Here is a 25,700-nt window from a genome sequence, read left to right on the forward strand (position 1 = left end):
GGACATGACCGTGCAGATAGGGCAGCGTCTGGATGAGGTGCTGCGGACCACGGACGAGGCGCAGATGTTTCTCTTCTGTGCAGCCACGTGGAACGCCCACCGCATTCACTACGACCGGGACTGGGCGCGCCACGAGGGCTATCCCGACCTGGTGGTCCAAGGCACGCTCCAGGGCGCCTGGTTGGCAGATATGGCCGTGCAGTGGGCTGAGGGCAGGGGGGAGCTTCGGCGCTTCCATTTCAAGAACCGCGGCAGCGCTTTCCTGGGTGAGGAGCTGCGCGTCCAGGGCGAGGTGGTCTCGGTGACCGACGGCGCCGACGGTCGACCAGAGGCAGAGCTGAAGCTCTGGATCGACGGCCCGCGGGGCGTCACCGCAGCTGGTGGCGCCGTCGTTGCCATCACTGCCGCCTGATCTCGGTGGCCAGCGACAACGCGATCATCCGTGGGATCGGTCAGACCGATTACTCCCGGCAGAGCGGTCGCACGACGACGCTCCTGGCGGTGCAGGCGGCGTTGGCGGCGGCCGTGGACGCAGGCCTGGACGTGCGCGACCTCGACGGGGTGGTGGGCTTCCCGCACTCCGTGGCCGCTGAGGACCTCGTCTCCAACCTGGGGTTGCGGGCCCTGCGCTTCAGCAGCACCGTCGCCATGGGTGGCGCCAGCTCGGTTGCCGCCGTGGGACAGGCAGCACTCGCCGTTGAGTCCGGCCGCGCGGACCATGTGCTCGTCGTCCGGGCGCGCAACGGCAACTCCGGGGGACGCATCCATCAGCGGCCCTCGCAGCTGCCGGCGCAGCACTTCCGGACACAGCTTGAGCATCCATACGGGTGGAACACGGCAGCACAGCGCTACGCGATGATGGCCCGGCGGTACGACTACGAGCACGGGCTGGACCGCCAGGTGCTCGCCGAGATCGCGCTGGCCGCCCGCAGCCACGCCAACCGCAACCCTGCGGCGATGATGCACGAGCGCGAGCTCACGATGGAGAAGTATCTAGCCGGTCGCATGATCGCCGACCCCTACACCTTGTATGACTGCTGCCTGGAGACAGACGGCGCCTGCGCGGTGATCGTCTCTAGGCACGCTGGCCCAGCCCCATCGGTGCGAGTGCTCGCTGTCGCCGAGGGTCGTCCAGAGACACCAGATGACCTCACCAACCGCCCAGACCTCCTCCGCATCGGGCTGGAGCCCGCGGCACGGGAGGTCTGGGAGTGCACGGGTCTGGGACCGACGGACATGGATGCCGCGATGATCTACGACTGCTTCACGTTCGAGGTGCTGCATCAGCTCGAGGCCGCGGGGTTCGCGCCGGATGGTCTCGGCTCTGAGCTGGTGGCCAGTGGTGGGATCAGGCTCGGCGGTCAGCTCCCGGTCAACACGCACGGAGGCCTGCTGTCCGAGGGCCACCTATCCGGCCTTAACCACGTCCTTGAGGCCGTGCGTCAGCTGCGAGCCGACGCGCCCGGTCGCCAGGTTGAGGGTGCGCGCCACATCGCAGTCACCGGCTGGGGCGACCTGGGCGATGGCTCCATGACCGTCCTGGCCGGACAGGGAGGAGCACGATGACCCGCCCGTTACCGGATCTGCACAACCACGAGTTCGCCGAGCACTGGGCTGGCTTGTCACAGGGCCGCGTCCGGATCCGTCGGTGTCGCTCGTGTGGTCGGCACGCATGGCCCCCACGCCCGACCTGTCGGGCGTGCTTCAGCCTGGACCACGAGTGGGTGGACGTGGAGCCACACGGCACGCTCTACTCCTGGACCGTCGTCGGTCATGCCACGCTGCCTGGTTTTGAGTCGCCGTATGCCGTGGTGCTGGTCGAGCTGACCGCCCCCGTCGGCGTGCGGCTGCTGGGCAGCTACGACGGGGAGCTGGCCGACCTCAAGATCGGTCAGCCCCTCACCGCCCGGCCCGTGCAGGTCACGGACGAGGTCCACCTCCTGTCCTGGTCCCACCCAGAGACCAGCAAGAACCCCGACGACACCGACGGCGCTGTCGCCACAGACGATCACGACACAGAAGTGGGTGAGTACCAGTGACGATCGCGATCCCGGCCTTCGCACGGGACAACGACGAAATGCGGACCGCGGTCCGATCCCTCCTCGACCGCTACTCGACGCCGACCAGCGTCCGGGCCGCCCAGGAGCACCAGCAGCAGTGGTCCCCGGAGGCCTGGGACAAGATCGTGGGGGGAGGCTGGCACGCTGTCGCCGTCAGTGAGGACTGTGACGGTGCCGGCATCGACCTCTCTGACCTGCACCTCGTTCTGTTCGAGCTGGGCAGAGCCAACGCCCCCGTGCCCTACCGCACGGCAGCGGTCGGTGTGGCGACCTACCTGAGCCGGGTGGCGCCAGGGGACAAGCCGGCTCAGGAGCTGGCCCGAGAAGTTGTCGACGGCACGATCATCGTGCCAGCGCTCGATGAGAATGACCGGACCGCAGACACGTGGCCGCAGCTGACTGAGGGTGCCGTCACTGGGCGTGTTCCGTTGGTGCGGGACGCGTTGGCGGCGGAGTCGTTCCTCGTGGCTGCCCGGACCGTGGACGGACTCGCCTGGGCGCGGGTCGCTGCCGGAGCCGACGGTGTCACGCTCCACGCGCAACCGGGTCTGGCCGACGAGGGGATAGCCACCCTTGAGCTGGCGCGTGCACACGCAACCGCCCTGATCCCGATGGACGAGGCGGGCCTACGGGCCTGGCTGACCCTGCGCTGGTTCGCCGAGGCCTGCTGGCTCTCCGGCGTCATGAGCCGAGCGTTGGAGCTCGCGGTCGAGCACGTCGCCCAGCGCGAGCAGTTCGGCCGGCTGATCGGCTCCTTCCAGGCCGTCCAGCACAAGCTCGCTGACGCCGCTATAGGTGTGCAGTCGGTGGCCCATCTCTGTCGGGCTGCCGCTGCAGACCTGGACGAGCACGGCCTCACGGGGGCAACCCCGGCCGCTGCTGCAGCGGAGGCTCTTGAGGCCGTCCGCCACTACGGGCGTGTGGTCTCCGCCAACACCCATCAGGTTCTCGCGGGCACCGGCTACGCCTTGGAGCACGACCTGCAGCTCTCCACCCGGCGTCTGCGCGCCGGCCTGCTGTGGGGGGCGGACAGTGAGGCCGTGCGCGAGGAGATTCTGCAGATTCGTTACCCTGAGCCCGAGGGAGGCCGCTGATATGGGGCTGGCACAGTATTCACCGGCCGACGAGCAGCTCCGCGCGGAGATGATCGCCTTCCTCGAGGAGGTGTGGTCCCCCGAGCGGCAGCTGCAGGCGATCGTCGAGCAGCACCACCACCAGGACCACATCGACCTGGACTGGGAGCACAGCTTCTGGAAGCAACTGGGCGAGCGCGGTTGGCTCGGCATCGGGATCCCGGAGGAGTATGGAGGGTCCGGCGGGACCGCGCTGCGGCGGCACCTCTTCACGGAGGTGATGAGCTACTACGGTGCCCCCTATCCGCGAGCGGCCACAACGATCATCGCCCCGGCCCTGGTGACCCACGCCGACGAGCAGCTCAAGGCGCGCTACCTGCCGCGCATCGCTCGCGGCGAGGTCAACTTCTGCCTGGGCTACAGCGAGCCCGAGGCCGGCACCGACCTGGCGTCCCTGAAGATGCGGGCCCGTCGCGATGGGGATCACTATGTGCTGGACGGCATGAAGCTGTTCACCACCCGTGCGCAACGCTCGGACTACGTCTATCTGGCGGCGCGCACCAACTCCGAGGGGCGCAAGCACGAGGGCATCACGCTGTTCATCGTTGACCTCAACGACCCTGGCGTCACCATCGAGAAGCTGCCCACGATGGACGGCCGGACCAACATCACCTACTACGACCAGGTCCGCGTGCCGGTCGAGGACCGCGTGGGAGAGGAGGGCAAGGGATGGAGCTACCTGACCGGCGCCCTCGGGCTCGAGCGGGTCGGGGTGTTCCCTATCGGCCACATCCGCCGCTGCCTGGAGGAGGTTGTGCGCCTGGCCAAGCAATCTCGGCCGGACGGTGTGGTGCCCTACGACTCGCCGAGCGTGCGCCAGCAGCTGGCGGCGCTGCACGTGGAGTTCACCGCCGTGCTCGGCCTGGTCGAGGGTGCCACGATCCAGGCCGTGGAGGAGGACCTGCCGGGCTTCGTCGCCGCACAGGTGAAGACCTCGGTCACTGAGTTCAAGCAACGCCTGGTCGACGTGGGCGGCACCATGCTGGGGCAGTACGGCCAGCTGATGCCCGGTGCCCTCGATGCACCACTTGATGGTGCCATGCCGATGCTGTGGGCGGACGCAATCGTGCACACCTTCGGTGCTGGCACCAATGAGGTCCAGCGGGACATGATTGCCCAGCGCGGACTCGGCCTCCCACGCAGCAGGTGACCGACCGGACACCAGCCGCCTGGCGGAACGCGCCGCCATACTTCATCGTCACAGCAGTGACCACGATGATGCTGGTCACCGGAGTGAACATCCTCACTCCAATCCTGCCGGCCTACGGACGGTCCTTCGGGATCAGCGCGACCGAGATCGGTGTGGTTGTCGGTGCCTTCTCTTTTGGGCGCCTGCTGTTCGATGTGGTCGGTGGGGTGCTGGCAGACCGTGTGGGAGTGCGCACGGTCTGCCTGGTCGGTTGTCTGGTCACGGGCATCGCCTCGCTCGGGGCGGGCCTGGCTGACTCACTCACCCCGCTACTGGTCGCACGGTTCTTGCAGGGGCTCGGGTCGGCGCTGTATATGAGTGCGGCGACCACGCTGGTGATGGCCTTTCTGCCCAGGAGCTCGGCGGGTCGCTGGCTGTCGCTCTACCACGGCATCTTCCTGACGGGTCTGGCCGTCGGGCCCCTCGTCGGTGGTCTGGTCGCCGATGCCTTCGGGCTGCAGGCGCCCTTCTTCGCGTATGCCGTGATGGCCGGAGTCGGGGCGGTGCTCACTGTCTCGCGTCTCCCGACCGCGGCACAGCAGCGGGAGCAGCAGGCCGTGCATCGAGACCAGGGGGAGCCCGACCGACAGCGGCTCAGGACGGGGGAGGCGTTGCGTCGGCTCTTCAGCAACCTCCCCTTCCTGCTCCTGCTGCTGGTGATCCTGGTCCTCTTCGTGATGCGAGCCGGGATGCGGAACACGACCGTGCCACTCTTTGCCGAAGACGTGCTCGGGATGGGCACATCCATGATCGGTATGCTCATCACGGTCGGCGCCGTGGCCCAGATCTCCCTGATGTGGCACGCGGGGCACCTACTGGACCGTCGTGGCCGTCGGCCGGTGATTGTCACTAGCCTGTTCGCCACCGCGGCCGTGGTGTTCCTCTTCACGTGGGCCACTAGCCCCTGGCGTCTCCTTGCGGTGATGGTGCTGCTCGGGGTCTTCACCGCCTACCTCACCGCGGCACCCAATGTTGTCCTGGTCGACGTTGCGCCTCCTGAGGTGCGCGGGACAGCCATCGGCGTCCAGCGAATGGCCACCGACCTCGGTCAGTTGGCGGGCCCTGTTGTGGTGGGCGCCGTGCAGGACGCAGCGTCCTACACCGCGGTATTTGTCTTCACGGGCGGCTGTCTCGCACTGGTGGCGCTGCTCTGCTTGCTGTTGCCCGAGACGGCACCGCGAGGGAGGGGCCCAGAAGGCGCGCTCACAGAGAACTAGTCATGCCGGCATCGGGCGTGATCGCGTGACGCGCCTCGGCCGCACGTGTCCGGCGACTTCGGGCGCCTCGTCCGGGAGCACCTCGCGATGATCACCAGGTGGAGCAGCCACCGGTATCCCCGCTTTAGAGTGCTCACACCAGCACTCCAACCCGAGGCGCACCCTCAACCACGGTGCTTCTCGGGCGCGGTCAGCGCCGAACTGCGGATCAGCCCGTCCTGCGCCACGGAACAGACCACGGTGCCGTCAACCTGCGTGAACGTGCCCACTGACAAACCCGTCCGCGCGGTGCCCCGGGTGGGCCCTTCTCAAAGAGCAGCCACTGGCTCAGGTCCGGCTCGGCGTGGAACCACACCGAGTAGTCCAGTGACGTCAGGTGCTGAGATCCGTGCCGGACCTGTCCCCAACGTTGCAGCACGACGGGGGTCCAGAACAGTCATGTCGCTGAGGTAGACCAGCAGACAGCTCTGGATGAGCGGGTCCGTGTTGACCTCGCCAGTCCACGCGAGCTGGTTCAAGCACCGAGCTCGCGTCCGGTGCGGACCTGCGGACGACCTGCAGTTCTATCGCGTGTGGCGCGACGGCGAGCTGGTCGACGAGGTGCCGGACATCTCGGGGCTGTGGCAGGAGGACCTGGTCTCCTTCCTCATCGGCTGCTCGTTCAGCTTCGAGAGGGCGCTGCTGGACGCCGGCGTGCCCGTGCTCAACATCGAGCAGGGGCGCAACGTGGCGATGTATCGCACCAACCGGCAGCGCCGCCCCACCGGACGGCGCTCCGGTGAGCTGGTCGTGATGCGCCAGGTGCCGGCGGCGCCGATGGCCTCCCGTTCGCCGTTCGCGATCACGCATGCCCCCGGGCCCCATGTTCGTCATTGACGTGCCCGACGCGGTCTACCGCCAGACGTGAACCTGGGTCGGCTACCGATGCCCCCAGTTGCAGGGGCAGGATTGCGGTATGACGACTGAGAAGAACTCCCACGACCCCGCAGAGCCGGTTGCCTTCATCCATGGCGACGACCTGACCGACGCTGATCCCACCCCCGGCATGCATCGCAAGTTGGCGTCCAGTTCCGCGGGGATGTGGACCGGGACTGTGGACACCCAGCCGCAGACCGTGTCCGGCTGGCACCATCACGGTGACCACGAGACGACCATCTACGTCGTTGAGGGCACTATGCGCCTGGAGTCCGGCCTGAACGGTGAGACTGTCATCGAAGCCGGCCCAGGCGACTTTATTCGAGTCCCAAAGGGTGCAGTTCACCGCGAGTCGAACCCCGGTAACTCTATCTCCAAGGCAGTGCTTGTGCGTTGTGGTACCGGTGTGCCGACAGTCAATGTCGAAGGGCCGGCTCAGCAATGATCGCGTAAGAGCTAAACAGGTCTCGGTGCTCGGGTGCGCGCGCCCTCGACAAACTCTGGCTTCGACGACCAGTGCATCCCTCGCGCCGCTTTGAGTGGTCCACGACGGGCTTAGCCCAGAGCAGTGGTTCGTGCAGATCAGGCTCGTCCCCATCGGCTCCATCCGGTGTGGCCTCATGAGCAAGCAGCGCGTCGCCTTGTGAGGTCGGTTCCCTAGCGGAAAGCAGCTCGGTGGCGCGGATCTTGACGAGCCCCAACGAGATGACGAAGGACGTCATGATCGAGTCTCGTGGATCGGTGACGAGGAAGACTCTTTTTGAACATGTCTGGCACAAGCGTCTACTCCGTAGGAAAGCTTGACACGCCGGGTGGACGCGCCAGGTTACGTGACCATCGGGGAGGGGCAGTCGACTGGTGCGGACCTCACACGCGGGCCCGTCTCCGTGACTCTGTTGGTCGGGCCCCCAGAAGGCCAGTGCTCCCTATACTGACCTGATGTGGGTCGAGGTGGCACCGCCGATGTCGCCGATCGAGCCGGTTGAACTCCAGGTCGTGGCCGACGCCACCCTGACAACCTTCTCCAAGGGCCGACTCCGCGTCGCCTGGCCCCAGCCCAGACGCTTCGTCACCGGAGCGGTCTATGACGCGACGGGCCGGCTCGTCCCGCAGTCCCAGCGCATCGGCGGACTGCTCAGCGACCACGCCCTGTCTGCGGACCCCTCGACGCTGCCGCCGTGGGACGGCGGCACCACCGAGCTGCCGGGGACATGGCTGTATGCCGGCACCTGGTTCAACCATTTCGGCCACTTCCTCACCGAGACGGTCACGACGATCTGGCCACAGGAGCGCGTCGACGGGCTGGTGGCCCACCCTTTCTGGTTCGGCAGGGAGGCGCTGCCGTGGCAGCGCGCGATGCTCGGGCTCCTCGGTCACGCCGCCGCCCCGACCGTGGTCGGTCCGGCGCGGCTCCATGTGGAGCGGCTCCTGGTGCCGACCCGCCCCTACCTGCCCAACGGCTACGCGCTGCCCGAGGCAGTGCAGGTCTGGCGCAGGATGGCAGCCGCTGCCACCGCGGGGCAGCAGGGGGAACCTGCGCGCGTGTACCTGTCGAGGAGCGCCCACCACCGTGCGCTCGAGCAGGCGGGCAGGCCGTCAGCGCGCCGGGCGCACAACGAGGCGGAGGTCGATGAGTTGTTCCGGTCCCGGGGCTATGAGGTCGTGCACTCCGAGGAGCTGGACGTTGCCGACCAGGTCCGTCTTGCGGCGCGCACGGAGGTGATCGTCGGGCTGAGCGGCTCGGCCCTGCACCTCAGTGTGTTCGCGCCCCGCGGCATACCCGTCGTGGAGGTCGGTGACGTGCGCGCCCGGCCCCATCCCGTCCGGACCCAGGAGATCCTCACCCAGGCCTGCGGGCAGCGGCTGGGCTTCCTGCCGTTCACCGGCGAGGCCGACAGCCACGACATCGCGGACCTCTCCCGGCGGCTGGACGAGATGGGGCTGTAAAGCGCCCGACGGCGGACCGCTAGTCTCGGCCGGATGGACTACAGCACGATGTTCCGGTTGGACGGCAAGCACGCGGTGGTGATCGGTTGCGGCGGCATCGGCGCCGAGCTGGTTGAGGGGCTGGCAGCGCAGGGTGCGCGGCTGACCTGTCTGGACGCCGACGCGGAGGTGGCGGCGCAGGCCGCGGCGCGCGCGTCAGCACACGTTCCGGCCGGCTCCGGAGAGGCCAACGTCCTCGACGCGGACGGCCTGGCCGCAGTCGCCACCGGCCTGGGAGACGTCGATGTGCTGGTCCTCACAGCGGCGACGAACGTGCGCAAGCGGGTGCTGGACTACTCACCCGAGGAGTTCGACCGGGTCGTGGGACTGAACCTGCGCGGGACCTTCAACGCGGTGCGCGCGTTCGGCCCCGGGATGGCGGCGCGCCAGGGCGGCTCCATCATCGCCCTGAGCTCGATCCGGGCGCTGGCCGTCGAGCCGGGGCAGGGTGTGTATGCCGCCACGAAGGCTGGCATGGTGCAGCTGCTCCGCGCACTGGCGGCCGAGCTGGGGCCGCAGGGGGTGCGGGTCAACGCCGTGGCCCCGGGCGTCGTGGAGACGCCGCTGACCGATCAGATCCGGGCCGATGAGGCCTGGGGTCGGGCGTATGCCGAGAAGAGCGCGCTGGGCCGGTGGGCACGACCCGAGGAGCTGGTCGGTGCGGTCGCCTACCTGGCGAGCGACGCCGCGAGCTTCGTCACCGGCAGCCAGCTGCTGGTCGACGGTGGCTGGACGGCGATCGACGGCCGCTTCACGCCGCCCTTCGGCTGACCTCCCCCGGGGCACCGCTCAGCGACGGCGTCGCTCGATCCGCTGGCGCAGGCGGCGCCAGCGGGTCCGTGGCTTGATCGCGCGCCGTGTCGCGTCAGCGAGCGCGAGGACACGGTCCGCCGGGCTCAGCGCCGCGGGCTCCTGCCCGGCCAGGTCAGCGGTCGCCCGCCGGGCGACCATCTGGTGGGCCCGGCCTCCCCTCAGTCGGGCGCGCTCGGCCACCAGCCAGCGCCAGAAGTCCGGTGCCAGGGCCTGCGCGGGCGCCACGGCGATCGTCCTCCCCAGGATCTCGGGCGGCACCTCCTGCGGATCGGGGGTGACCCACTCGGCGACGATCTGGTCGTAGGCCTCGCTCAGGACGCGACTGTTCCGGTCCAGGCCGAGCACCAGGACGGTCCCGGTCGGTGTTGTGTCGACCGGCACGCAGGTCAGGTCCGGGCGGTAGCGGGCAAGCACCGGGATCATCTTGAAGACGTCACCCGTCCAGGCCGTCGTGTGGCGCTCCCGGGCAGCCTCCTCGTGGTTGCGGGGAAGCATGTCGTCGAGGACCACGACCGTCCCGGGGTGGCTGTGTCGCTCGACGTTGATGAAGTCACGGAGCACGAACTCGAACAGGTGCATCCCGTCGATGAACGCCAGGTCGACCACGCGGTCGGGAAGGTGTCGCAGCGGGTCGGGCCTTGCAAAGAAGTCATCGCTGGTCGCGGTGACGAACTCCAGGTCGCAGCTGATTGGCTCGGTCACGCGGTTGACCGGGTCCACCGCCACCGATGGGGTGCGGGACAGCGCGAGGCTCTGACCGGTGTACGCCCCGATCTCGAGGTAGCCGCGGGGCTCCACCAGCTCGTGCAGCCCCGCGAGGAGCTCGTGCCTACTCGTCATGCGGACCACTCCCTTGCCGGTCGGCGCCGAGTGGTTCCTCGCCACCGTTGCGCGACCCTACCGCGACCGGCTGCGCCCCGTCCGGGCGTGACGATCTGCAGGCCTGAGGTTGGATGGCTGCTGTGATCCTCTTCCCAGAGCCGCTGCGCCCCGGCGACCGCATCGGCGTCACCAGTCCCTCCAGCGGTGTGCCGCAGCGGCTCCGTCCCCGGCTGGAGTTCGCCGTCGAGTGGTTGCGGGACCGCGGGTTCGACGTCGTTGTCGGGGAGTGCATGGACGGTGACTCCTCGCACGTGAGCGCACCGGCGGTGGACCGGGCGGCCGAGCTGCAGCGCATGCTCATCGACCCGGCGATCCGGGCGGTCGTCCCTCCGTGGGGTGGCGAGACGGGGATCGACCTGCTGGACCTGCTGGACTGGGAGGCGCTCGCCGCGGCGGCGCCGACCTGGCTGGTCGGCTTCAGCGACCTCAGCACCCTCATGGTGCCGCTGACGCTCCGCACCGGGTGGGCCACACTGCACGGTGCCAACCTGATGGACACGCCCTACTCCCCGGCCGAGGGTCTCCGGCACTGGACCGACGTCGCAGCGACCCGGACCTCGGTGACGCAGCAGGCGAGCGGCACCTACCGGACCGGAGACTTCGATGACTGGGAGGCTGACCCCCGCGCCACGGCATACTCACTGGAGGGGCGCGGCACCTGGGAGGTGGCCGACGGGGACGAGGTCGAGGTGAGTGGCCGGTTGATCGGTGGGTGCATCGAGGTGATCAGCAGACTGACCGGCACCCCGTTCGGTGGGGTGCCGGCGTTCGGGCGGCAGTATGCCGAGGAGGGGCTGATCGTGTATCTCGAGGCGGCCGAGGCGCCGGCCTTCGAGATCTGCCGTGCGCTGCACGGGCTGCGGCTCGCCGGGTGGTTCGAGCACGCGAACGCGATCCTGATCGGCCGCACGAGTGCGCCCTCCTCGGACGGGTTCACCCAGCGCGAGGCGGTGCTCGACGCGCTGGAGGACCTGGACCTGCCGATCGTCTTCGACGTCGAGTGCGGTCACGTCGCGCCGTACCTGCCGCTGGTCAACGGTGCCCTGGCGCACCTGACCGTCACCGACAACGAGCGCCGGATCGTGCAGGAGCTGCGCTAGTCGGCGGCGAGCGGCCCGTTGCTCGGGCGCTCGGTGAGGACGGGCAGCTCGACGAAGTCGGTGCAGAAGCCCGTCCTGTCGAACACGAATCGAATGGGCTGCGGCATGCGGGCCAGGCCCTCCGCGGTGCTCAGGTCGCGCACCGCCCCCAGTCCCAGGACCCTTCCGCGCCACAGCATCCGGGCACGGCCGGAGGCACGGATGTTCTTGAGCCACTGCACCTCCGGGCCGTAGGTCAGCGCGATCGTCACGGCGTCCCCCTCGCGGAAGGCCAGCAGCGGTGTGCGGTGCACCTTTCCGGTCCGGCGGCCGGCGTGCTCGAGCGCCACGAACCAGCCGAGACCGGCCAGGTTGCGCAGCACGGGGTTGGCGAAGCGGTTGACGTAGGGCGTCACACTCAGCGGAGCGGGCATGGTTCCAGCATCACCCATGAGCGCCGGTCTCGCCCAGCAGCGAGGCCCCGTCAGCCGAGGTCGCGCAGGCGTGGCGCGAGGTCCTCCTCGAACTGGGTGAGGAACCGCTCCTGGTCGTGCCCGGGGCCGTGGAAGACGAGGTGGTTGAAGCCGGCCTCGACGTAGGGCCGCACCTGCTCGGCCACCTCGTCGGGGTCGGCCGAGACGATCCAGCGCTTGGCAACCTGCTCGATCGGCAGCTCGTCGGCGAAGCGTTCCATCTCGATGGGGTCCTCGATGCTGTGCTTCTGCTCCGGTGTCAGGGACAGCGGTGCCCAGAAGCGGGTGTTCTCCAGGGCGGCGTCGGCGTCGCGGTCGTAGGACAGCTTGATCTCGATCATCCGGTCGATGGAGTCGCTGGGACGCTCAGCCTTGTGGAGTCCCTCCTCGACGGCGGGCAGCAGCTTGTCGGTGTACAGCTCCATGCCCTTGCCCGAGGTGCAGATGAAGCCGTCACCGGACCGTCCGGCATACCGGGCGACGAGGGGTCCACCGGCGGCGACGTAGACGGGCACGCCGTCCTCGGGCACGTCGTAGATGCTGGCGCCGGCCGTGCGGTAGTAGTCGCCCTCGAAGTCGACCCGGTCGCCCGTCCAGAGCTCGCGCATCAGCCGGACCGCCTCGCGCAACCGGGCGAACCGCTCCTTGAACTCGGGCCACTCACCCTGCAGGCCCCCGGTGGCGATCTCGTTGAGTGCCTCTCCGGTGCCGACGCCGAGGACGACGCGGTCGGGGAACAGGCAGCCCATCGTGGCGAAGGCCTGCGCGACCACGGCCGGGTTGTAGCGGAAGGTCGGGGTCATCACCGAGGTGCCCAGCACGAGCCGCTCGGTGCGTGCTCCGACCGCGGACATCCACGCGATCGCGAACGGCGCGTGCCCCCCGTTGTGCCGCCAGGGCTGGAAGTGGTCGCTGACGAACGCCGAGTCCATCCCGTGGGACTCCGCCGCCACCCCGAGGTCCACCAGCTCCCGCGGCCCGAACTGCTCGGCCGACGCCTTGTATCCCAGCTTCAGTGCGCTCACGGTCGCCACTCTTCCACAGGCTCCCGGTCCCGGGGCGGGCGTGCTGGCAGTCGCTGCCGACGGCCACCGGGTTGACCCAGGTCAGCCCGGGGAAGCGTGCGAAGTCGGAGTCGGCACTGACCAGCGGCACGGCGTGCTCGACCGCCAGTGCGGCCAGGACGGTATCCGGGACGAGGTGGCCGGTGGCGCCGTGGGCTCTCATCAGACCCGCGGCGAGAGACCACGTCGCTGCCCCTGGAGCCGGCACCCAGGCCACGGGGACAGCCAGCCAGTCCGAGGCGATGCCACCGCGTCCTCGGCCGACAGCGGGTCCCGCATGATCCGGGGGGTGCGTGGCGATCCGCACGAGAGCGGCAAGGGTCTGGGTAGCCGCCGGTCACCGGGTGGTCGGCCAGGAAGGTTACCGGCGGGCCCGACCACTGCAGTTGCACCGTGCCTCCCCGACAGGGCACGTCGGTGACACGCGTAACCTGAGACGATGACTTCCCGCGATCCGATCGCGGAGGCGCACAGAATGTCGGGCGGGGAGGGTAGGAGTCTGCTGACGGAATGGCCATGGTCACATTGCTCGTTCGCGTCAGGCAGTTCTTCGCGGGGGGATCGACGCGGTGCTGCGGCCGCTGGTCTGCTGCTCGCCCGCTACGAGGTCTTGTCGGTTGACGTAGGGACTCCTCCATCATCGAGCCCCTCACCGAACTCGTCGAGGACGCTGTGCCGGCCGTGTACGACCCGGTCTGCGAGCGGGTTGTGGCCGCCATGGAGACTGGCTATCAGCGCGGCCGTATCCAGGAGGAGTTTGATGGCCTATGAGCGCCGTAAGTACGACGGTCCCTGCCGATCGGCGTCGACACCTTCCGTGCCCCGGAGTCCGAGCCGCGAGCCGATCGTCGTCGAGCTGTCCCGGACCACGAACGAAATGGTGTGCCAACTCACCCGAGTCCAACGTCCCCCAGCACCACGCGCAGGAGGCCCTCGAACGACTCAAGGCCGCGACCTGGGCCGATGGCAAGGTCTTCGCCGTCCTGATGGACGCCGCCCGGGTCTGCTCGCCCTCGTACAGATCACCGAGGCATTCTTCGAGGCCGACGGCCAATACCGACGAAGAATGTTAAGCGACCCGTGCCGCTCAGCTGGCAAGCAATGACTTCCCGGACCAACAGACAACGAGAGGTAAAACAACGTGAACGTAGAAGGAACCGCTGGGATCGTGACCGGTGCGTGCTCCGGGTTGGGTGCCAGCACCGCGCGGGCACTGGCAGCCAGAGGAGTTCAGGTCTACGGCTTCGATCTGCCCCCAGCGGTGGAGCAGATGGGCGACTGTAGCGAGGGCATAACCTACCTGGCCGTCGATGTCTGTGACCCACAGATGGTTGAAGAGGCCGTCAGCCAAGCCGCGTCGGGCGCCGAGCCGCTGCGGACGGTGGTCAACTGTGCTGGCATCGGACCTTCCATGAGGATCCTCGGCAGGAAGGGCACCCACGATCTGGACCTATACGCCAAGGTGGTGCAGGTGAACCTGATCGGGACCTTCAATGTCCTGACGCTCGCCTCGGCGCAGATCGCCAAGACCGAGGCCCTTGAGAGCGGACAGCGGGGCGTGATCGTCAACACTGCGTCCGTGGCGGCCTACGAGGGTCAAGTCGGCCAGGCGGCCTACGCCTCATCCAAGGGAGGCGTCGTCGGGCTTAACCTGGCAGCGGCGCGCGACCTCGCGCAGTACGGCATCCGGGTGAACTGCATCGCGCCGGGGATCATCGAAACGCCTATGCTCGCCACGGTCTCCGAGGAGTTCCGTCATGGCCTGGCCGAGGGGATTCCCTTCCCGAAGCGGCTCGGCAGCCCGGACGAGTTTGCCAGTCTTGCCCTCTTCCTCATCGAGCACGACTACATAAACGGTGAAATTATCCGCCTGGATGGTGCCCTGCGAATGAACCCCCGCTGAACGCCTCTCCAAACCGCCTACGAAGTCCCAACTTGGCGAAGACGCCCATCAAAGTACGGGTCTCGCGAACCTCAGTGCAGGTGTGCCGTGGTGAACCTGACCTTCTGGCCCGGCCGGAGCTGGGCGCACCGGTCGACATCGAGGTCGTCGACGTAGGCGATCACGGGGTAGCCGCCGGTCACCGGGTGGTCGGCCAGGAACAGCACCGGGAGACCCGACGGCGGCATCTGGACCGCGCCCCGCACCATCCCCTCGCTGACCAGCTCGCCCTCGCGCAGCCGGGGCAGCGACTCCCCGGTCAGCCGCACGCCGACCCGGTTCGACTGGCTGTCCACCTCATAGACCTGGGTCGTGAACAGCGACCAAGCCTCGTCGTCGAACCAGTCGCGGCGCGGCCCCGGGCTGACCTGCACCAGCAACCGGTCGCCGGTCGGCTCCTGCACGGGTGCGACGTCGACGCCGGGGACGGGGCGGGGGCTTGTCCCGACGGGGAGGACGTCGCCGGCAGCGAGGACTGCAGGACCCAGGCCTGACAGGATGTCGGTCGCCCGACTCCCGAGCACCGGTGGCACATCGATGCCGCCGCGGACCGCGAGGTAGGTGCGCAGGCCCGCCGGCGGCAGCCCGAGCCGCAGCGTCTCGCCGGCAGGGACCCGGAACGGCGCCAGGTGCGGCACGCCCGGGCACCGCGCGCCGGAGGTGGCGACCACGATGTCCTCGTTGGGACGCAGTGCCAGGCCGCCCAGGGTCACCTCGATGCTGGCGAGGGTGGGGTGGTTGCCGACCAGGGCGTTGGCGAGCCGGTGGGCCCCGCGGTCGCAGGCACCGGAGCGGCCGATGCCCAGCGAGGCCTGACCCGGCCGGCCGAAGTCCTGGATCGTGCTGAGGGCGCCGGGCTCGACCACGGTCATGCTCGTCATGAGGACTCCACGAAGCGGACCGAGGCACCCGGCACCAGCAGGGCGGCCGGCTCGCGGTCGAGGTCGAAGACCTCCACGAGCGCGTGGCCGATCAGCTGCCACCCTCCGGGGGACTCGCGCGGGTAGACACCGGTGAACTCACCGGCCAGCGCCAGGGACCCGGCGGGCACCCTGGTGCGCGGGCTGGACCGCCTCGGAGTGTCCCAGTGGAACCTCGAGCCGGCCAGGTAGCCGAAGCCGGGCGCGAACCCGCAGAAGGCGACGGTCCACTCCTCCTCCTGGTGTCGGCGGACCAGCTCCTCGGGTGAGCATCCGAGCAGGTCAGCGGCGTCGGCAAGGTCAGCTCCGTCATACCGCACCGGGACCTCGACCGGGGTGCCGGAGCGCGCCGTGTGCTCACCCGGTGCGATCGTCCTGAGCTGTGCCGCAAGGGACCTCAGGTCGGTGTCCCGGTCGCCGACCACCAGGATGGTGCGCCCGGCGGGCACGAGGTCCAGCACCGGGAGGTCGGCGTTCAGGAGGGCGGCGTACTGCGCGAGCACCTCCTCCAGCGAGTCGAGCTCGAGCAGCAGCGCGCGCGTCCCGCTCGGCAGGATGCGCATCGTCTCAGGCGGCCCGGGTGAACGGTGCGAGCGGCACCCCGGCCCCCTCCAGCGCCTCGTGGACCTGTCGAGCGATCTCGACCGCGCCGGGGGTGTCGCCGTGGACACAGATCGAGTCCGGCCGCAGGGTCAGCGGGTCGCCGTTGACGTCCTCGATCGGCTCGCCGGCAGCCATCGCGACGCAGCGCCGGGCGATCGCCTCGGGATCGTGCAGGACCGAGCCCTGCTCCTTGCGGGAGACGAGGTGCCCCTCGGGGGTGTAGGCGCGGTCGGCGAAGGCCTCGTGCGCGGTCCGCAGGCCGGCCTCCTCGGCGCGGCGCAGCACGACCGACCCGGGCAGCCCCATCAGCACCAGGGTCGGGTCGTATGCGGCCACGGCGGCCACCACTGCACCCGCCTGGGCCTCGTGGGTCACGATCGCGTTGTAGAGCCCGCCGTGGGGCTTCACGTAGCTGATCCGGCCGCCGGCCTGACGGGCGAAGCCGTCCAGGGCACCGAGCTGGTAGGTCACTTCGTCCTGCAGGGTCACTGCGTCCACGTCGATGAAGCGGCGCCCGAAGCCGGTCAGGTCCCGGTAGGCGACGTGGGCACCGATGGCGACGCCACCCGCGACCGCCCGTTGGGTCACGTGCCGCATGATCGAGGGGTCGCCGGCGTGGAACCCGCACGCGATATTGGCGCTGGTCACGATCGAGAGCAGCGCGTCGTCGTCGCCCATGGACCAGCTGCCGTGGCCCTCGCCCAGGTCGGAGTTGAGGTCAACAGTCATGGTGCTCCTCCTCAGCCGGTGACCAGGTCGATCGCGGGCTGGATCGAGTTGATCGCCAGATAGATCGTCAGCACCCATGCTGCCGTACCGAGGGCGGCGAGCCACTTCGGGTAGTCGTAGCCGTTGAGCAGGTCCCGTCGCCTCCAGGCGACCCACATGATCACGCCGATGCCGACGGGCAGCAGGATCCCGTTGAAGGCGCCGGCAAAGACCAGCAGCTGCGACGGGGCGGCGCCGATCAGCAGGAAGATGATCGTCGAGAGGGCGATGAAGCCGACGACCATGAGGTTGGTCGTGCGCGGCGAGGTCCTGACCCGCGAGGTCAGGAAGGTGACGGTCGTGTAGGAGCAGCCGATCACGCTGGTGAGGGCCGCTGCGGCGAAGATGACGCCGAACAGTCGCAGCCCGACGTTGCCGGCAGCGAGCTCGAAGGCCTGGGCCGCCTTGCTCCCCTCGGAGTCCAGGACGTGGCCGGCGTGCATGACACCCAGGATCGCCAGGAACAGGATGATCCGCATGATGCCGGTCACGATGATGCCCAGGATCGCGCTGTGGGTGAGCTCTCGGACCCGGCCCGGACCGGTGACGCCGGCGTCGATCAGTCGGTGGGCGCCGGCGTAGATGATGTAGCCGCCGATGGTGCCGCCGATCAGCGTGGTGATCGCCAGGGCGCTGAACGTCTCGGGGGCGACGGAGTTCTTCAGGGCCGAGGCGACTGGCGGGCCGGAGGTGATCGCGATGTAGAGCGTCAGCAGGATCATCAGCGCCCCGAGGAGGATCACGATCCGGTCCATCGCCACGCCGGCGCGCTTGGACAGGAAGACGCCGACCGCCACCAGCGCCAGGATGACTCCGCCGACCTTGGCGTTGAGGTCGGTCATGATGTTCATGCCGAGACCTGCGCCGGCGACGTTCCCGATGTTGAAGACGAAACCGCCGATCAGCAGCAGTCCGGCCATGACGTAGCCGAGGCCGGGGAGGGTCAGGTTGCCCAGCTCCTGAGCACGTCGTCCGGAGACGCCGATCACCCGCCACACGTTCGTCTGGACGGCGATGTCGACCAGGATCGACACGAGGATCGCGAACGCGAACGCGGCGCCGAGCTCGACGGTGAAGGACGTTGTCTGGGTGATGAAGCCCGGCCCGATCGAGGACGTGGCCATGAGGAAGATGGCGCCCAGCAGGGTGCCCTTGCTGGTGGCGGTGGGCCGCTCGGCCTCGGCGGTCGCCGTTGACGCAGTGTGCTCTGACATGGGGGAGCCTCCGGTTGAGGGGCGGTCCGTGGACCCGGATGGTGAGCCAACGTAGCGAATCGTTGAACAATCTGTCTAGAGGTGTTGAACAATTTGTGACCTCGGGACAGAATGGCGCCATGAGTGAGGGGTCAGCCGCCAGAACCGTCAGTAACCAGCTCAGCGAGTGGATCACCGAGGGTCAGCTGCCGCCGGGGGCCAAGGTGTCCGAGACGTCGGTCGCCCAGCGGCTCGGGGTGTCGCGCAACACCGTCCGTGAGGCCTTCCGCCTGCTCGCGCACGACGGCCTGCTCGTCCACGAGTTCAACCGCGGGGTCTTCGTGCCGCTGGTGACCAGCGCCGACGTGCGGGACGTCTACCGTCTGCGCAGGATCATCGAGCCCGGCGTCGTGCGCTCGCTGGGCCGGCCGGACCTCCACCGGCTCGCGCGTCTGCGGTCGGTGGTGGCGGAGGCCGACGAGGCCTCGGCCGAGCGTGACTGGGTGCGGGTCGGCACGGCCAATATGCACTTCCACCGGTCCCTCGTCTCCCTGGCCGGGAGCCCGCGCCTCGACGTGACGATGCGCCGGCTGATGGCCGAGCTGCGGCTGGTCTTCGCGGTGATCGACGACCCGCGCTTCCTCTACGAGCCGTTCGTCCGGCGCAACCGGGAGCTGCTCACCATGATGAGCGCCGGCCGCTTCGGGGAGGGCGCCGACTACCTCGAGGCCTATCTCGCGGACTCGGAGGGCGCGATCCTCGCGGCGTTCGAGGAGAAGGAGTCGGCGTGAGTGCGCGGGCGCACGTCGAACCGGACCACGGGCCGACCGGCACCGACACGCCGGCCGGTGCGCGCGCGGCATACCGACGTGGGGTCGTGCTGCCGACCAGTGGGCACGCGAGCGGCTTCACCCAGGCCAACCTGGTCATCCTGCCGCGCGACTGGGCCTGGGACATGCTGCTGTTCGGGCAACGCAACCCCCAGCCCGTGCCGCTGCTCGACGTGACCGAGCCCGGCTCCCCGCACACCGAGCTGGCCCCCGACGCCGACCTGCGGACCGACCTGCCCCTCTATCGCGTGTGGCGGGACGGTCGGCTGGTCGACGAGGTGCCGGAGGTCTCGGGGCTGTGGCGGGACGACCTCGTCTCGTTCCTCATCGGCTGCTCGTTCAGCTTCGAGAGGGCGCTGCTGGATGCCGGCGTGCCCGTGCGCAACATCGAGCAGGGACGCAACGTGGCGATGTACCGCACCAACCGGCAGTGCCGGCCGGCGGGACGGCTCTCCGGTGAGCTGGTCGTCTCGATGCGACCGGTGCCGGCCGCGCTGGTCCCGACGGCCGTGCAGGTCACCGGGCGGATGCCGGCCGTGCACGGTGCCCCGGTGCACGTCGGGGACCCCGCGTCGCTGGGGATTGCCGACCTGGGGGAGCCCGACTTCGGCGAGGCGATCGACATGGAGGGCGGCGACGTGCCGGTGTTCTGGGCCTGTGGCGTGACCCCGCAGGCCGCGCTCATGGCCTCCCGTCCGCCGTTCGCGATCACGCACGCCCCCGGGCACATGTTCGTCACGGACGTGCCGGACGCGGTCTACCGTCAGCCCTGAGCGAGCGGAGCATAAGGGTTGACCTATATAAGCGAGGCGTGCACAATGGTCAGGTGCACGCCTTCGACATCCTCGGCGACCCGGTCCGACGCCGGATCCTCGAGCTGCTCGCGGACGGCGAGTCCACCGCCGGTGAGGTGACCGAGGTGGTCCGCGCGGAGTTCGGCATCAGCCAGCCGGCGGTGTCCCAGCACCTCCGGGTGCTGCGGGAGGCCGGTTTCGCCGTGGTCCGACCCGAGGGCACCCGCCGGTTCTACGCGGTCCGTCCCGAGGCGCTGCACGAGGTCGACGAGTGGCTGACTCCGTTCCGCAGGTTCTGGGAGCCCAGGCTGGCCGCCCTCGACACCGAGATCGCCCGCGGCAGGCGGGCCCGACGACAGGAGACATCATGAGCGAGCCAACCTCCCAGGCAGCAGTGGGCGCTGACCAGCAGGACGCCACCGCGACCACCCGTGGGCTGGACACCCGCACCACCGAGCACGGTGAGGCCAAGGTGCAGACGGTGACCCAGACCTATGCCACGACCGTCGAGGACCTGTGGGAGGCCGTCACCAGCGCGGAACGGCTGCCGCGGTGGTTCCTCCCGGTGAGCGGTGACCTCCGGGTGGGCGGCACCTACCAGCTCGAGGGCAACGCCGGCGGCACCATCGAGACGTGTGAGGCCCCGCACCGGTTCACTGCCACCTGGGAGTTCGGGGGCCAGGTGACCTGGATCGCGGTGACCCTCAGCCCCGCGGGCGCCGGTGCCCGGCTGGAGCTGGAGCACACTGCCGTCATCGACGAGTCCAACCCCGAGCAGCAGGAGTTCTGGGCGCAGTTCGGCCCCGGTGCCACCGGTGTCGGATGGGACCTGGCCCTCATGGGCCTGGGCGCGCACGTGGCAACGGGCGCGACGATGGACCCGGCGGCCAGCGAGGCCTGGTCCGTCTCACCCGAGGGCGTGGCCTACATCAGCGAGTGCAGCCGGCTCTGGGGCGAGGCGAGCATCGCCGACGGCACCCCGCGTGACCAGGCCGAGGCCGCCGCCGCGCGGACCACCGCCTTCTACACCGGCCAGCCGGACCCGACGGCACCCCAGGACGGGGCGCAGCCGGAGGCGTAAGGCGGACGGCTGCCCGCTCGGGCGGGCCGCCGTCCGCGCCCGGTGTCACAGGACTGACGGGTGCGGTGTCTCATGGTCAGCCCATGCCGGGCGCCCCGGTCGACACCACGGTCATCCGGGGCCGACGAGACGGAGGAACCCATGACTGCACCGATCCTGGTCACCGGAGGCACCGGCCTGCTCGGCCGCGAGGTCGTCCCGCTGCTGCGGGCGGCCGGACACCCTGTGCGCATCCTGAGCCGCAGTGGCGGCGCCCCCGCCGAAGGTGTCGAACACGTCACCGCGGACCTGACCACCGGCGAGGGCGTCGCCGAGGCCGCGCAGGACGTGCACACGGTGCTGCACCTCGCGGGACTGCCCAAGCGCGACGGCGAGATCACCCGCAACCTGGTGGAGGGGCTGCGCGGCGCGGCCGTGGAGCACCTCATCCACATCTCGGTCATCGGCGTCGACCGGGTGCCGGTGCGCAGCGCCATCGACCGGGGGGCGTTCGGCTACTTCGCGGGCAAGGCCGAGGCCGAGCGTGCGGTCGAGGCCTCGGGGATCCCGTGGACCACCCTGCGGGCGGCCCAGTTCCACGAGTTCGTCCAGGCGAACTTCGCGGCCATGGCCCGTATGCCGATCGTGCCGGCCCCGAGCGGCATGTCGGCTCAGCCGGTCGCCACCGCAGAGGTGGCCGCCCGACTCGTCGAGCTCGCCGAGGGCGAGCCCGCGGGCCTGGTCGAGGACCTGGCCGGCCCGGAGGTCCTCTCCTTCACCGACATGCTGCGGGGCTATCTCGCCGCGACAGGGCGCCGCCGGCCGGTGGTCGGCCTGAGGATGCCCGGTGCCGCGGCGCAGGCCTTCCGCGAGGGCGCCAACCTGGCCCCGGACCGCGCCGTGGGCACTCAGACGTGGCAGCAGAGCCTGGCCCTGCTCCCCGCGGCCTGAGCGGATCAGGCCGCGGGGAGACGCTCACTCGTCGTCGGAGTCGGGAGACTCCGGCGACTCGGGGCTCGCGGGCGACTCGGGCGAGGGCACCGAGGGCGGGGTCTGCGGGGACTCGGGGGTCACCGGGGACTCCACGGACGGGGGCGTCACGGGCGACTCGGGCGAGGGCACCGACGGCGTCTGCGGCGACTCCGGGGACTGGGCCGAGGGAGGGGTCTGCGGCGTCTGCGGCGTCACTGGGGACTGCGCGGACGGCGCCGTCTGCGGGGACACGGGCGACGTCTGCGAGACCGGGGTCTGCGGGGTCACCGGTGAGGCCACGGAAGGAACGCTCGCGGACTGGACGTCCTGGGCGGCCGCGAGGTCGCGGGCCTTGACGAAGGCCGTGCCGATGGTGGGCACCGCCGTCGCGGTCCACTCCCCGACCTGGCTTGCGAGCGCGTCCCACCGGGCGCTCATGGCCTCGGCCACCCGGAGCGTGGCCTGGTCAGAGGTCTCGGTGAGGGAGCGCTGCTCGCTGAGCTCGAGGCTGCTCGCGTCGGCCGCGCCCGTGGCGTTGTCGGTCCACGCTGCAGCGGTGCTCGCACCGCCGATGACCGTGATGGCCGTCGCGGCGACGACGACCTGCCACGTGCGCGAGCTCCTGGGTGTCTGCTCTGTCATGGTCTGTCCTTTCGGGGACCGCACCGAGAGGTGCGAAACCTCTAGCATCGAGGTCCCACGTGAACAGAGGGTCGGGAAAGAGCAAGGAAACCCTCATCTTTCGCTCAGGATTCATGGCCCGTGAGCGGGTGCCCCTCGACCCACGCGGCCGGTCGACCGGAGGTGAGGTGCGGTCCCCGGCCACGGTGCGCCTGCGGCACCGTGACCGAGGACCGTGTCGTCACTGGAGGCCGAGGCCGCCCACGTGGCGGACGACGTTCTTGTTGCCGGTGTGCTTGATTGTCCACTGGTCGACGAGCAGCCCGGTCGAGTCCTTGGCGGTGTAGGTGAGCGTGTCCCCCTCCACGTCGACCAGCTGGTAGGTCGAGCGCGAGTGGAAGGCAGTCTTGATCTCGGCCCCGTTCTCGACCCAGTCGGAGTAGTCCAGCGGGTACTGCCGGATCGAGGAGGACGAGGTCACGTAGACCGGCCCGGACTCGTGTGTGGCGTCGCTCGCGTCGCGCTGTCCGGAGACGTAGGCGTGGTCGTGGCCCTGCAGGACGAGGTCGACGCCGTGCTCCTCGAAGACCGGCTCGAGGGTGGCGCGCAGCTCGGGGTTGGCGCGGTCGGGCGAGGAGGAGTACACCGGGTAGTGCATGTTGATGATCGTGAACTCGCGAGGGTTGTCGGTCAGCACCTCGTCCAGCCAGGTGGCCTGCGCGTCGAGCCAGCGCTGCTCGTCCGCCTTGTCGAGCGGGATGCGGTAGTAGGTGTTGAGGGTGACGACGCGGACGTCGTCGATGTCGGTGTAGTAGACGGTCTCCGCGAAGTGCGGGAAGTCGTCCGGGCCGTTGTCCGGCAGGTCGAACTGTGCCTGGAACTGCGGGCTGAGCTCGCCCGAGTCGGTCGAGCGGTGCTCGTGGTTGCCGACGGCGGGGACCCACTGCATCTGCTGCGGGACGGTGCCGGCGGCGCTGAACAGCTGGTGCCACTGGTCCTCGTTGTTCCACGTGTTGACGTGGTCGCCGACGGTGATCATCGCGCGGGCGTCCGGCCGGTCCTGCACCGCGGCCGCGGCCACCCGCGTCCACTGGTCGCTGATGCCGGTCTGGATGTCGCCCATCGCGATGAGGGAGGTCCGCTCGGCGTCGGGGTCAGAGGTCGTGAACGGCATCCACGGGGACCAGGTGGTCCCGTCGCTGACCCGGTACAGGTAGGTGGTGCCGGGCGTCAGCCCGGTGAACGTGGCGGAGTGGAAGGACTGCTCGTAGCCGGCCGACGTGGTCTGCGTCTGGGTCTCGTCGGCGCTGACCACGCTCTTCCTGAAGCCCCACGGGTTGGCGGTGTCGGGGGAGAGCTCGGCCTTCGGCGCCTCCACCCCGGCTGCTGTGCGCCACGTGACGGTCTGGCTCGTGGCGTTGTCGGTGGTCGGGTTGAGGGTGATCCGGTCAGGGTTCGCCACGGGCGCGGAGCGCGCCTCGCTGGCGGGAGCCGGAGCGGTGGAGAACGAGGCGGCCACCACGAGCGCGGCGGTCAGGGCGGTCGGGGTGAGGACCCGAACCAGGGTGGACGGCATGGCGGAACTCCTAGAGCGAAGAGTGGACCCCGAGACGCGTCGACGCTAGGAGCAGGGGGTGGCCGCCACGTGTGGTCCGCACCAACGGGCGAGGGCCCCCGGGTGGCGACGCACTGAACGAGACCCGGCGAGACCCGGGACCGGTGAGGCGTTCGTCGGAGCGACGCCTCGCGTTCACCGCGAGATCGCCCAGGGGTGTGACGGCGCTCCTAGCGTCGAGCCGCCGAACCCCCCACCCCAGAGAGACAGGCACATGCGCTCACTCACCTCAGTCTCAGCCCGCCCCTCCTCCCGACGCCGGATCCTGGGCCTTGCCCTGGCAGGCGCGCTGTCCACCGGGGCGCTGGTCGCGGCCCCGGTCCTGTCGCCCACGGCGCCGGGGACCTCCCCGGCCGCGGCCAGCGAGGCCTTCCCCGAGTCGGGTCTGGTCTCGGTGACCCAGACGGGCCAGGCGACGGTCGGCGCCGGGCTGGTCCACACGTCATACGACATCGTCACGGGGGCCGGAGCTGCCAGGGCGAACATGTTCACCGTCGACTTGGAGGTCGCCGAGGCCGGCATCATCACCGCGCCGTACGTCGCCAGCAGCCAGCGCCTGGACGACATGGCCGAGGCTGCCGGGACGATCGCCGCGATGAACGGCGACTTCTTCCAGATCAGCAACGAGGGGGCCCACGGCGACATCCCGGTCACCCAGTCGGCCTCCGGTGCCGAGGTCAGGGACGGCGAGATGCGCAAGACCGCGGTCCCGGTGGCGCAGCGGTACGGCGGGGGCATGCCCAAGGAGTACAACGACGGCAACCAGGTCGTCGGCCAGCTCCGCAACGGCACCGCCGTGGTCACCCGCGTCGAGATGCGCGGCTTCATCGCCACCGACACGCACGGCAAGATCGACGTGGACGCGCTGAACCAGTACGGCATGGAGCGCGATCAGATCGGGGCGTATGACGGGTCCTGGGGGCGGGTGTCGCGCGAGCGGGCGGCGTGTGGCAGCGAGGACCGGCGTCGCGACCCCTGCACCGGTGACGTCACCGAGGTCATCGTCACCGACGGCGTGGTCACCTCGGTCTCCCCGACCATCGGGTCCGGTCAGCTGGGGAAGAACCAGATCGCCGTGATCGGCCGCGAGGCCGGTGCCGCGACCCTGGCCCAGCTGCAGGTCGGCGAGGGGGTGGGCAGCAACTTCAAGCCCGTCTCTCCCGCCGGCAACCTCGACTGGGCGATCGCCGGCGGCATCCTGGTGCAGGACGGGGTCCTGGCCCCCAGCGCCGGGGGCTCGGCGGCGGCGCGCGTCTCGGCGGGGGTGTCGACCGACGGCACGACGCTGTTCCTCATCGCCGTCGACGGCGGTCAGCCGGAGAGCAGCGGCATCACCATCCGTGACCTCGGCGACGTGACCCGGCACCTCGGCGCCGACGACGTGATGCTGCTCGACGGTGGCGGCTCCACCACCATGCTGGCCCGCGACTCCTACGACGCGGACTTTGAGCTGCTGAGCAAGAGCCGTGTGGCTGGCATCGAGGTGCTGCGGTACATCCCCAACGGCATCGGCATCTGGACCGACTGAGCCGCTCCGAGCGCGATGAGTTGCCGGTGGTCAGCGGGTCTGT

Annotated in this window: 27 protein-coding genes and 2 pseudogenes; 19 read left to right on the forward strand and 10 right to left on the reverse strand. The window is 69.8% G+C overall.

The window, feature by feature from the left end; genetic code table 11:
• The first annotated feature begins 4 nt into the window (after nucleotides 1-4).
• The 7 genes and pseudogenes from DA085_RS08525 (at nucleotide 5) to DA085_RS08550 (ending at nucleotide 5,599) form a co-directional block, all read left to right on the forward strand.
• Entirely contained in the window at nucleotides 5-412 is a 408-nt protein-coding gene (locus tag DA085_RS08525) for a MaoC/PaaZ C-terminal domain-containing protein (protein ID WP_109472529.1), read from the forward strand.
• A 5-nt stretch (nucleotides 413-417) separates the two neighbouring features.
• Nucleotides 418-1,566: a thiolase C-terminal domain-containing protein gene (locus tag DA085_RS08530; protein ID WP_109472530.1), complete on the forward strand. Its 1,149-nt coding sequence runs from the start codon at nucleotides 418-420 to the stop codon at nucleotides 1,564-1,566.
• Nucleotides 1,563-1,709, forward strand: a pseudogene (locus tag DA085_RS22005) (zinc ribbon domain-containing protein); the annotation flags it as partial. The gene DA085_RS08530 and the pseudogene DA085_RS22005, both read left to right, overlap by 4 nt.
• 15 nt (nucleotides 1,710-1,724) lie before the next feature.
• Complete coding sequence (locus tag DA085_RS08535) at nucleotides 1,725-2,039, forward strand: Zn-ribbon domain-containing OB-fold protein (RefSeq protein ID WP_237565392.1); 315 nt, start codon at nucleotides 1,725-1,727, stop codon at nucleotides 2,037-2,039.
• On the forward strand, nucleotides 2,036-3,154 hold the full coding sequence (locus tag DA085_RS08540; RefSeq protein WP_109472532.1) for an acyl-CoA dehydrogenase family protein: 1,119 nt from the start codon (nucleotides 2,036-2,038) through the stop codon (nucleotides 3,152-3,154). Before DA085_RS08535 ends, DA085_RS08540 begins: the two co-directional genes overlap by 4 nt.
• Nucleotide 3,155: 1 nt before the next feature.
• A complete protein-coding gene (locus tag DA085_RS08545; RefSeq protein ID WP_109472533.1) occupies nucleotides 3,156-4,343 on the forward strand; it encodes an acyl-CoA dehydrogenase family protein in 1,188 nt (395 codons plus the stop codon).
• Entirely contained in the window at nucleotides 4,340-5,599 is a 1,260-nt protein-coding gene (locus DA085_RS08550) for an MFS transporter (protein WP_337189771.1), read from the forward strand. Before DA085_RS08545 ends, DA085_RS08550 begins: the two co-directional genes overlap by 4 nt.
• A 289-nt stretch (nucleotides 5,600-5,888) precedes the next feature.
• Here the strand turns inward: DA085_RS08550 and DA085_RS22010 are convergent.
• A pseudogene (locus tag DA085_RS22010) lies at nucleotides 5,889-6,017 on the reverse strand (hypothetical protein); the annotation flags it as partial.
• Nucleotides 6,018-6,082: 65 nt separating this feature from the next.
• Between DA085_RS22010 and DA085_RS08560 the strand changes: the two are divergent.
• The 4 genes from DA085_RS08560 to DA085_RS08575 all read left to right on the forward strand — a co-directional run bounded on the left by DA085_RS08560 (nucleotide 6,083) and on the right by DA085_RS08575 (nucleotide 9,271).
• Entirely contained in the window at nucleotides 6,083-6,475 is a 393-nt protein-coding gene (locus DA085_RS08560) for a D-glutamate cyclase family protein (RefSeq protein ID WP_237565393.1), read from the forward strand.
• 79 nt (nucleotides 6,476-6,554) lie between these two features.
• A complete protein-coding gene (locus DA085_RS08565) occupies nucleotides 6,555-6,959 on the forward strand; it encodes a cupin domain-containing protein (RefSeq protein ID WP_109472537.1) in 405 nt (134 codons plus the stop codon).
• A 494-nt stretch (nucleotides 6,960-7,453) separates the two neighbouring features.
• Entirely contained in the window at nucleotides 7,454-8,461 is a 1,008-nt protein-coding gene (locus DA085_RS08570; RefSeq protein ID WP_109472538.1) for a glycosyltransferase family 61 protein, read from the forward strand.
• A 33-nt stretch (nucleotides 8,462-8,494) separates the two neighbouring features.
• Entirely contained in the window at nucleotides 8,495-9,271 is a 777-nt protein-coding gene (locus DA085_RS08575) for an SDR family NAD(P)-dependent oxidoreductase (RefSeq protein WP_109472539.1), read from the forward strand.
• An 18-nt stretch (nucleotides 9,272-9,289) separates the two neighbouring features.
• Here the strand turns inward: DA085_RS08575 and DA085_RS08580 are convergent, their stop codons facing one another.
• The gene (locus DA085_RS08580) at nucleotides 9,290-10,153 is read right to left on the reverse strand and encodes a class I SAM-dependent methyltransferase (protein WP_109472540.1); all 864 of its coding nucleotides are present in this window, start codon (nucleotides 10,151-10,153) and stop codon (nucleotides 9,290-9,292) included.
• A 113-nt stretch (nucleotides 10,154-10,266) separates the two neighbouring features.
• Between DA085_RS08580 and DA085_RS08585 the strand changes: the two genes are divergently transcribed.
• Nucleotides 10,267-11,295, forward strand: a complete 1,029-nt coding sequence (locus tag DA085_RS08585; protein ID WP_109472541.1) for a S66 family peptidase — start codon at nucleotides 10,267-10,269, stop codon at nucleotides 11,293-11,295.
• Here the strand turns inward: DA085_RS08585 and DA085_RS08590 are convergent.
• Nucleotides 11,292-11,708, reverse strand: a complete 417-nt coding sequence (locus DA085_RS08590; protein ID WP_109472542.1) for a nitroreductase family deazaflavin-dependent oxidoreductase — start codon at nucleotides 11,706-11,708, stop codon at nucleotides 11,292-11,294. The two genes, DA085_RS08585 and DA085_RS08590, sit on opposite strands and share 4 nt — an antisense overlap.
• Nucleotides 11,709-11,758: 50 nt before the next feature.
• Complete coding sequence (fgd, locus tag DA085_RS08595; RefSeq protein ID WP_419866504.1) at nucleotides 11,759-12,781, reverse strand: glucose-6-phosphate dehydrogenase (coenzyme-F420); 1,023 nt, start codon at nucleotides 12,779-12,781, stop codon at nucleotides 11,759-11,761.
• A gap of 1,171 nt (nucleotides 12,782-13,952) precedes the next feature.
• Between fgd and DA085_RS08600 the strand changes: the two genes are divergently transcribed.
• The gene (locus DA085_RS08600; protein WP_109472543.1) at nucleotides 13,953-14,714 is read left to right on the forward strand and encodes an SDR family NAD(P)-dependent oxidoreductase; all 762 of its coding nucleotides are present in this window, start codon (nucleotides 13,953-13,955) and stop codon (nucleotides 14,712-14,714) included.
• 71 nt (nucleotides 14,715-14,785) lie between these two features.
• On the opposite strand, the gene DA085_RS08605 is transcribed toward DA085_RS08600, so the two are convergent.
• The 4 genes from DA085_RS08605 to DA085_RS08620 are packed head-to-tail and all read right to left on the reverse strand — an operon-like array spanning nucleotide 14,786 to nucleotide 18,258.
• Nucleotides 14,786-15,634 (reverse strand): 5-oxoprolinase subunit C family protein, encoded by an 849-nt coding sequence (locus DA085_RS08605; RefSeq protein WP_109472544.1) that lies wholly within the window; start codon nucleotides 15,632-15,634, stop codon nucleotides 14,786-14,788.
• Nucleotides 15,631-16,236: a 5-oxoprolinase subunit B family protein gene (locus DA085_RS08610; RefSeq protein ID WP_109472545.1), complete on the reverse strand. Its 606-nt coding sequence runs from the start codon at nucleotides 16,234-16,236 to the stop codon at nucleotides 15,631-15,633. Before DA085_RS08610 ends, DA085_RS08605 begins: the two co-directional genes overlap by 4 nt.
• 4 nt (nucleotides 16,237-16,240) lie before the next feature.
• The gene (locus DA085_RS08615) at nucleotides 16,241-17,005 is read right to left on the reverse strand and encodes a LamB/YcsF family protein (protein ID WP_109472546.1); all 765 of its coding nucleotides are present in this window, start codon (nucleotides 17,003-17,005) and stop codon (nucleotides 16,241-16,243) included.
• A gap of 11 nt (nucleotides 17,006-17,016) precedes the next feature.
• Complete coding sequence (locus tag DA085_RS08620; protein WP_109472547.1) at nucleotides 17,017-18,258, reverse strand: NRAMP family divalent metal transporter; 1,242 nt, start codon at nucleotides 18,256-18,258, stop codon at nucleotides 17,017-17,019.
• Nucleotides 18,259-18,377: 119 nt separating this feature from the next.
• On the opposite strand from DA085_RS08620, the gene DA085_RS08625 reads away from it, so the two are divergent.
• The 5 genes from DA085_RS08625 to DA085_RS08645 all read left to right on the forward strand — a co-directional run bounded on the left by DA085_RS08625 (nucleotide 18,378) and on the right by DA085_RS08645 (nucleotide 21,872).
• Entirely contained in the window at nucleotides 18,378-19,028 is a 651-nt protein-coding gene (locus tag DA085_RS08625) for a GntR family transcriptional regulator (protein WP_161958458.1), read from the forward strand.
• Nucleotides 19,025-19,840: a putative hydro-lyase gene (locus DA085_RS08630; protein ID WP_109472549.1), complete on the forward strand. Its 816-nt coding sequence runs from the start codon at nucleotides 19,025-19,027 to the stop codon at nucleotides 19,838-19,840. The genes DA085_RS08625 and DA085_RS08630 overlap by 4 nt, the downstream gene beginning before the upstream one ends.
• Before the next feature lie 53 nt (nucleotides 19,841-19,893).
• Complete coding sequence (locus DA085_RS08635; RefSeq protein WP_109472630.1) at nucleotides 19,894-20,232, forward strand: ArsR/SmtB family transcription factor; 339 nt, start codon at nucleotides 19,894-19,896, stop codon at nucleotides 20,230-20,232.
• Nucleotides 20,229-20,942 carry an SRPBCC family protein gene (locus DA085_RS08640; protein WP_109472550.1) on the forward strand — a complete coding sequence of 238 codons (714 nt, stop codon included), beginning with the start codon at nucleotides 20,229-20,231 and terminating at the stop codon, nucleotides 20,940-20,942. Before DA085_RS08635 ends, DA085_RS08640 begins: the two co-directional genes overlap by 4 nt.
• Nucleotides 20,943-21,083: 141 nt before the next feature.
• Nucleotides 21,084-21,872, forward strand: a complete 789-nt coding sequence (locus DA085_RS08645) for an SDR family oxidoreductase (RefSeq protein WP_109472551.1) — start codon at nucleotides 21,084-21,086, stop codon at nucleotides 21,870-21,872.
• 24 nt (nucleotides 21,873-21,896) lie between these two features.
• Here the strand turns inward: DA085_RS08645 and DA085_RS08650 are convergent, their stop codons facing one another.
• Both DA085_RS08650 and DA085_RS08655 read right to left on the reverse strand, forming a co-directional pair.
• The gene (locus DA085_RS08650; protein WP_109472552.1) at nucleotides 21,897-22,535 is read right to left on the reverse strand and encodes a hypothetical protein; all 639 of its coding nucleotides are present in this window, start codon (nucleotides 22,533-22,535) and stop codon (nucleotides 21,897-21,899) included.
• A 220-nt stretch (nucleotides 22,536-22,755) separates the two neighbouring features.
• Entirely contained in the window at nucleotides 22,756-24,090 is a 1,335-nt protein-coding gene (locus DA085_RS08655; protein WP_109472553.1) for a purple acid phosphatase family protein, read from the reverse strand.
• A gap of 253 nt (nucleotides 24,091-24,343) precedes the next feature.
• Here DA085_RS08655 and DA085_RS08660 point away from each other — a divergent pair, with 253 nt between their 5' ends.
• A complete protein-coding gene (locus DA085_RS08660) occupies nucleotides 24,344-25,657 on the forward strand; it encodes a phosphodiester glycosidase family protein (RefSeq protein ID WP_109472554.1) in 1,314 nt (437 codons plus the stop codon).
• Nucleotides 25,658-25,700 lie beyond the last annotated feature (43 nt).

Source organism: Ornithinimicrobium cavernae (genome assembly GCF_003121625.1).
In the GTDB taxonomy this organism is placed as follows: domain Bacteria; phylum Actinomycetota; class Actinomycetes; order Actinomycetales; family Dermatophilaceae; genus Ornithinicoccus; species Ornithinicoccus cavernae.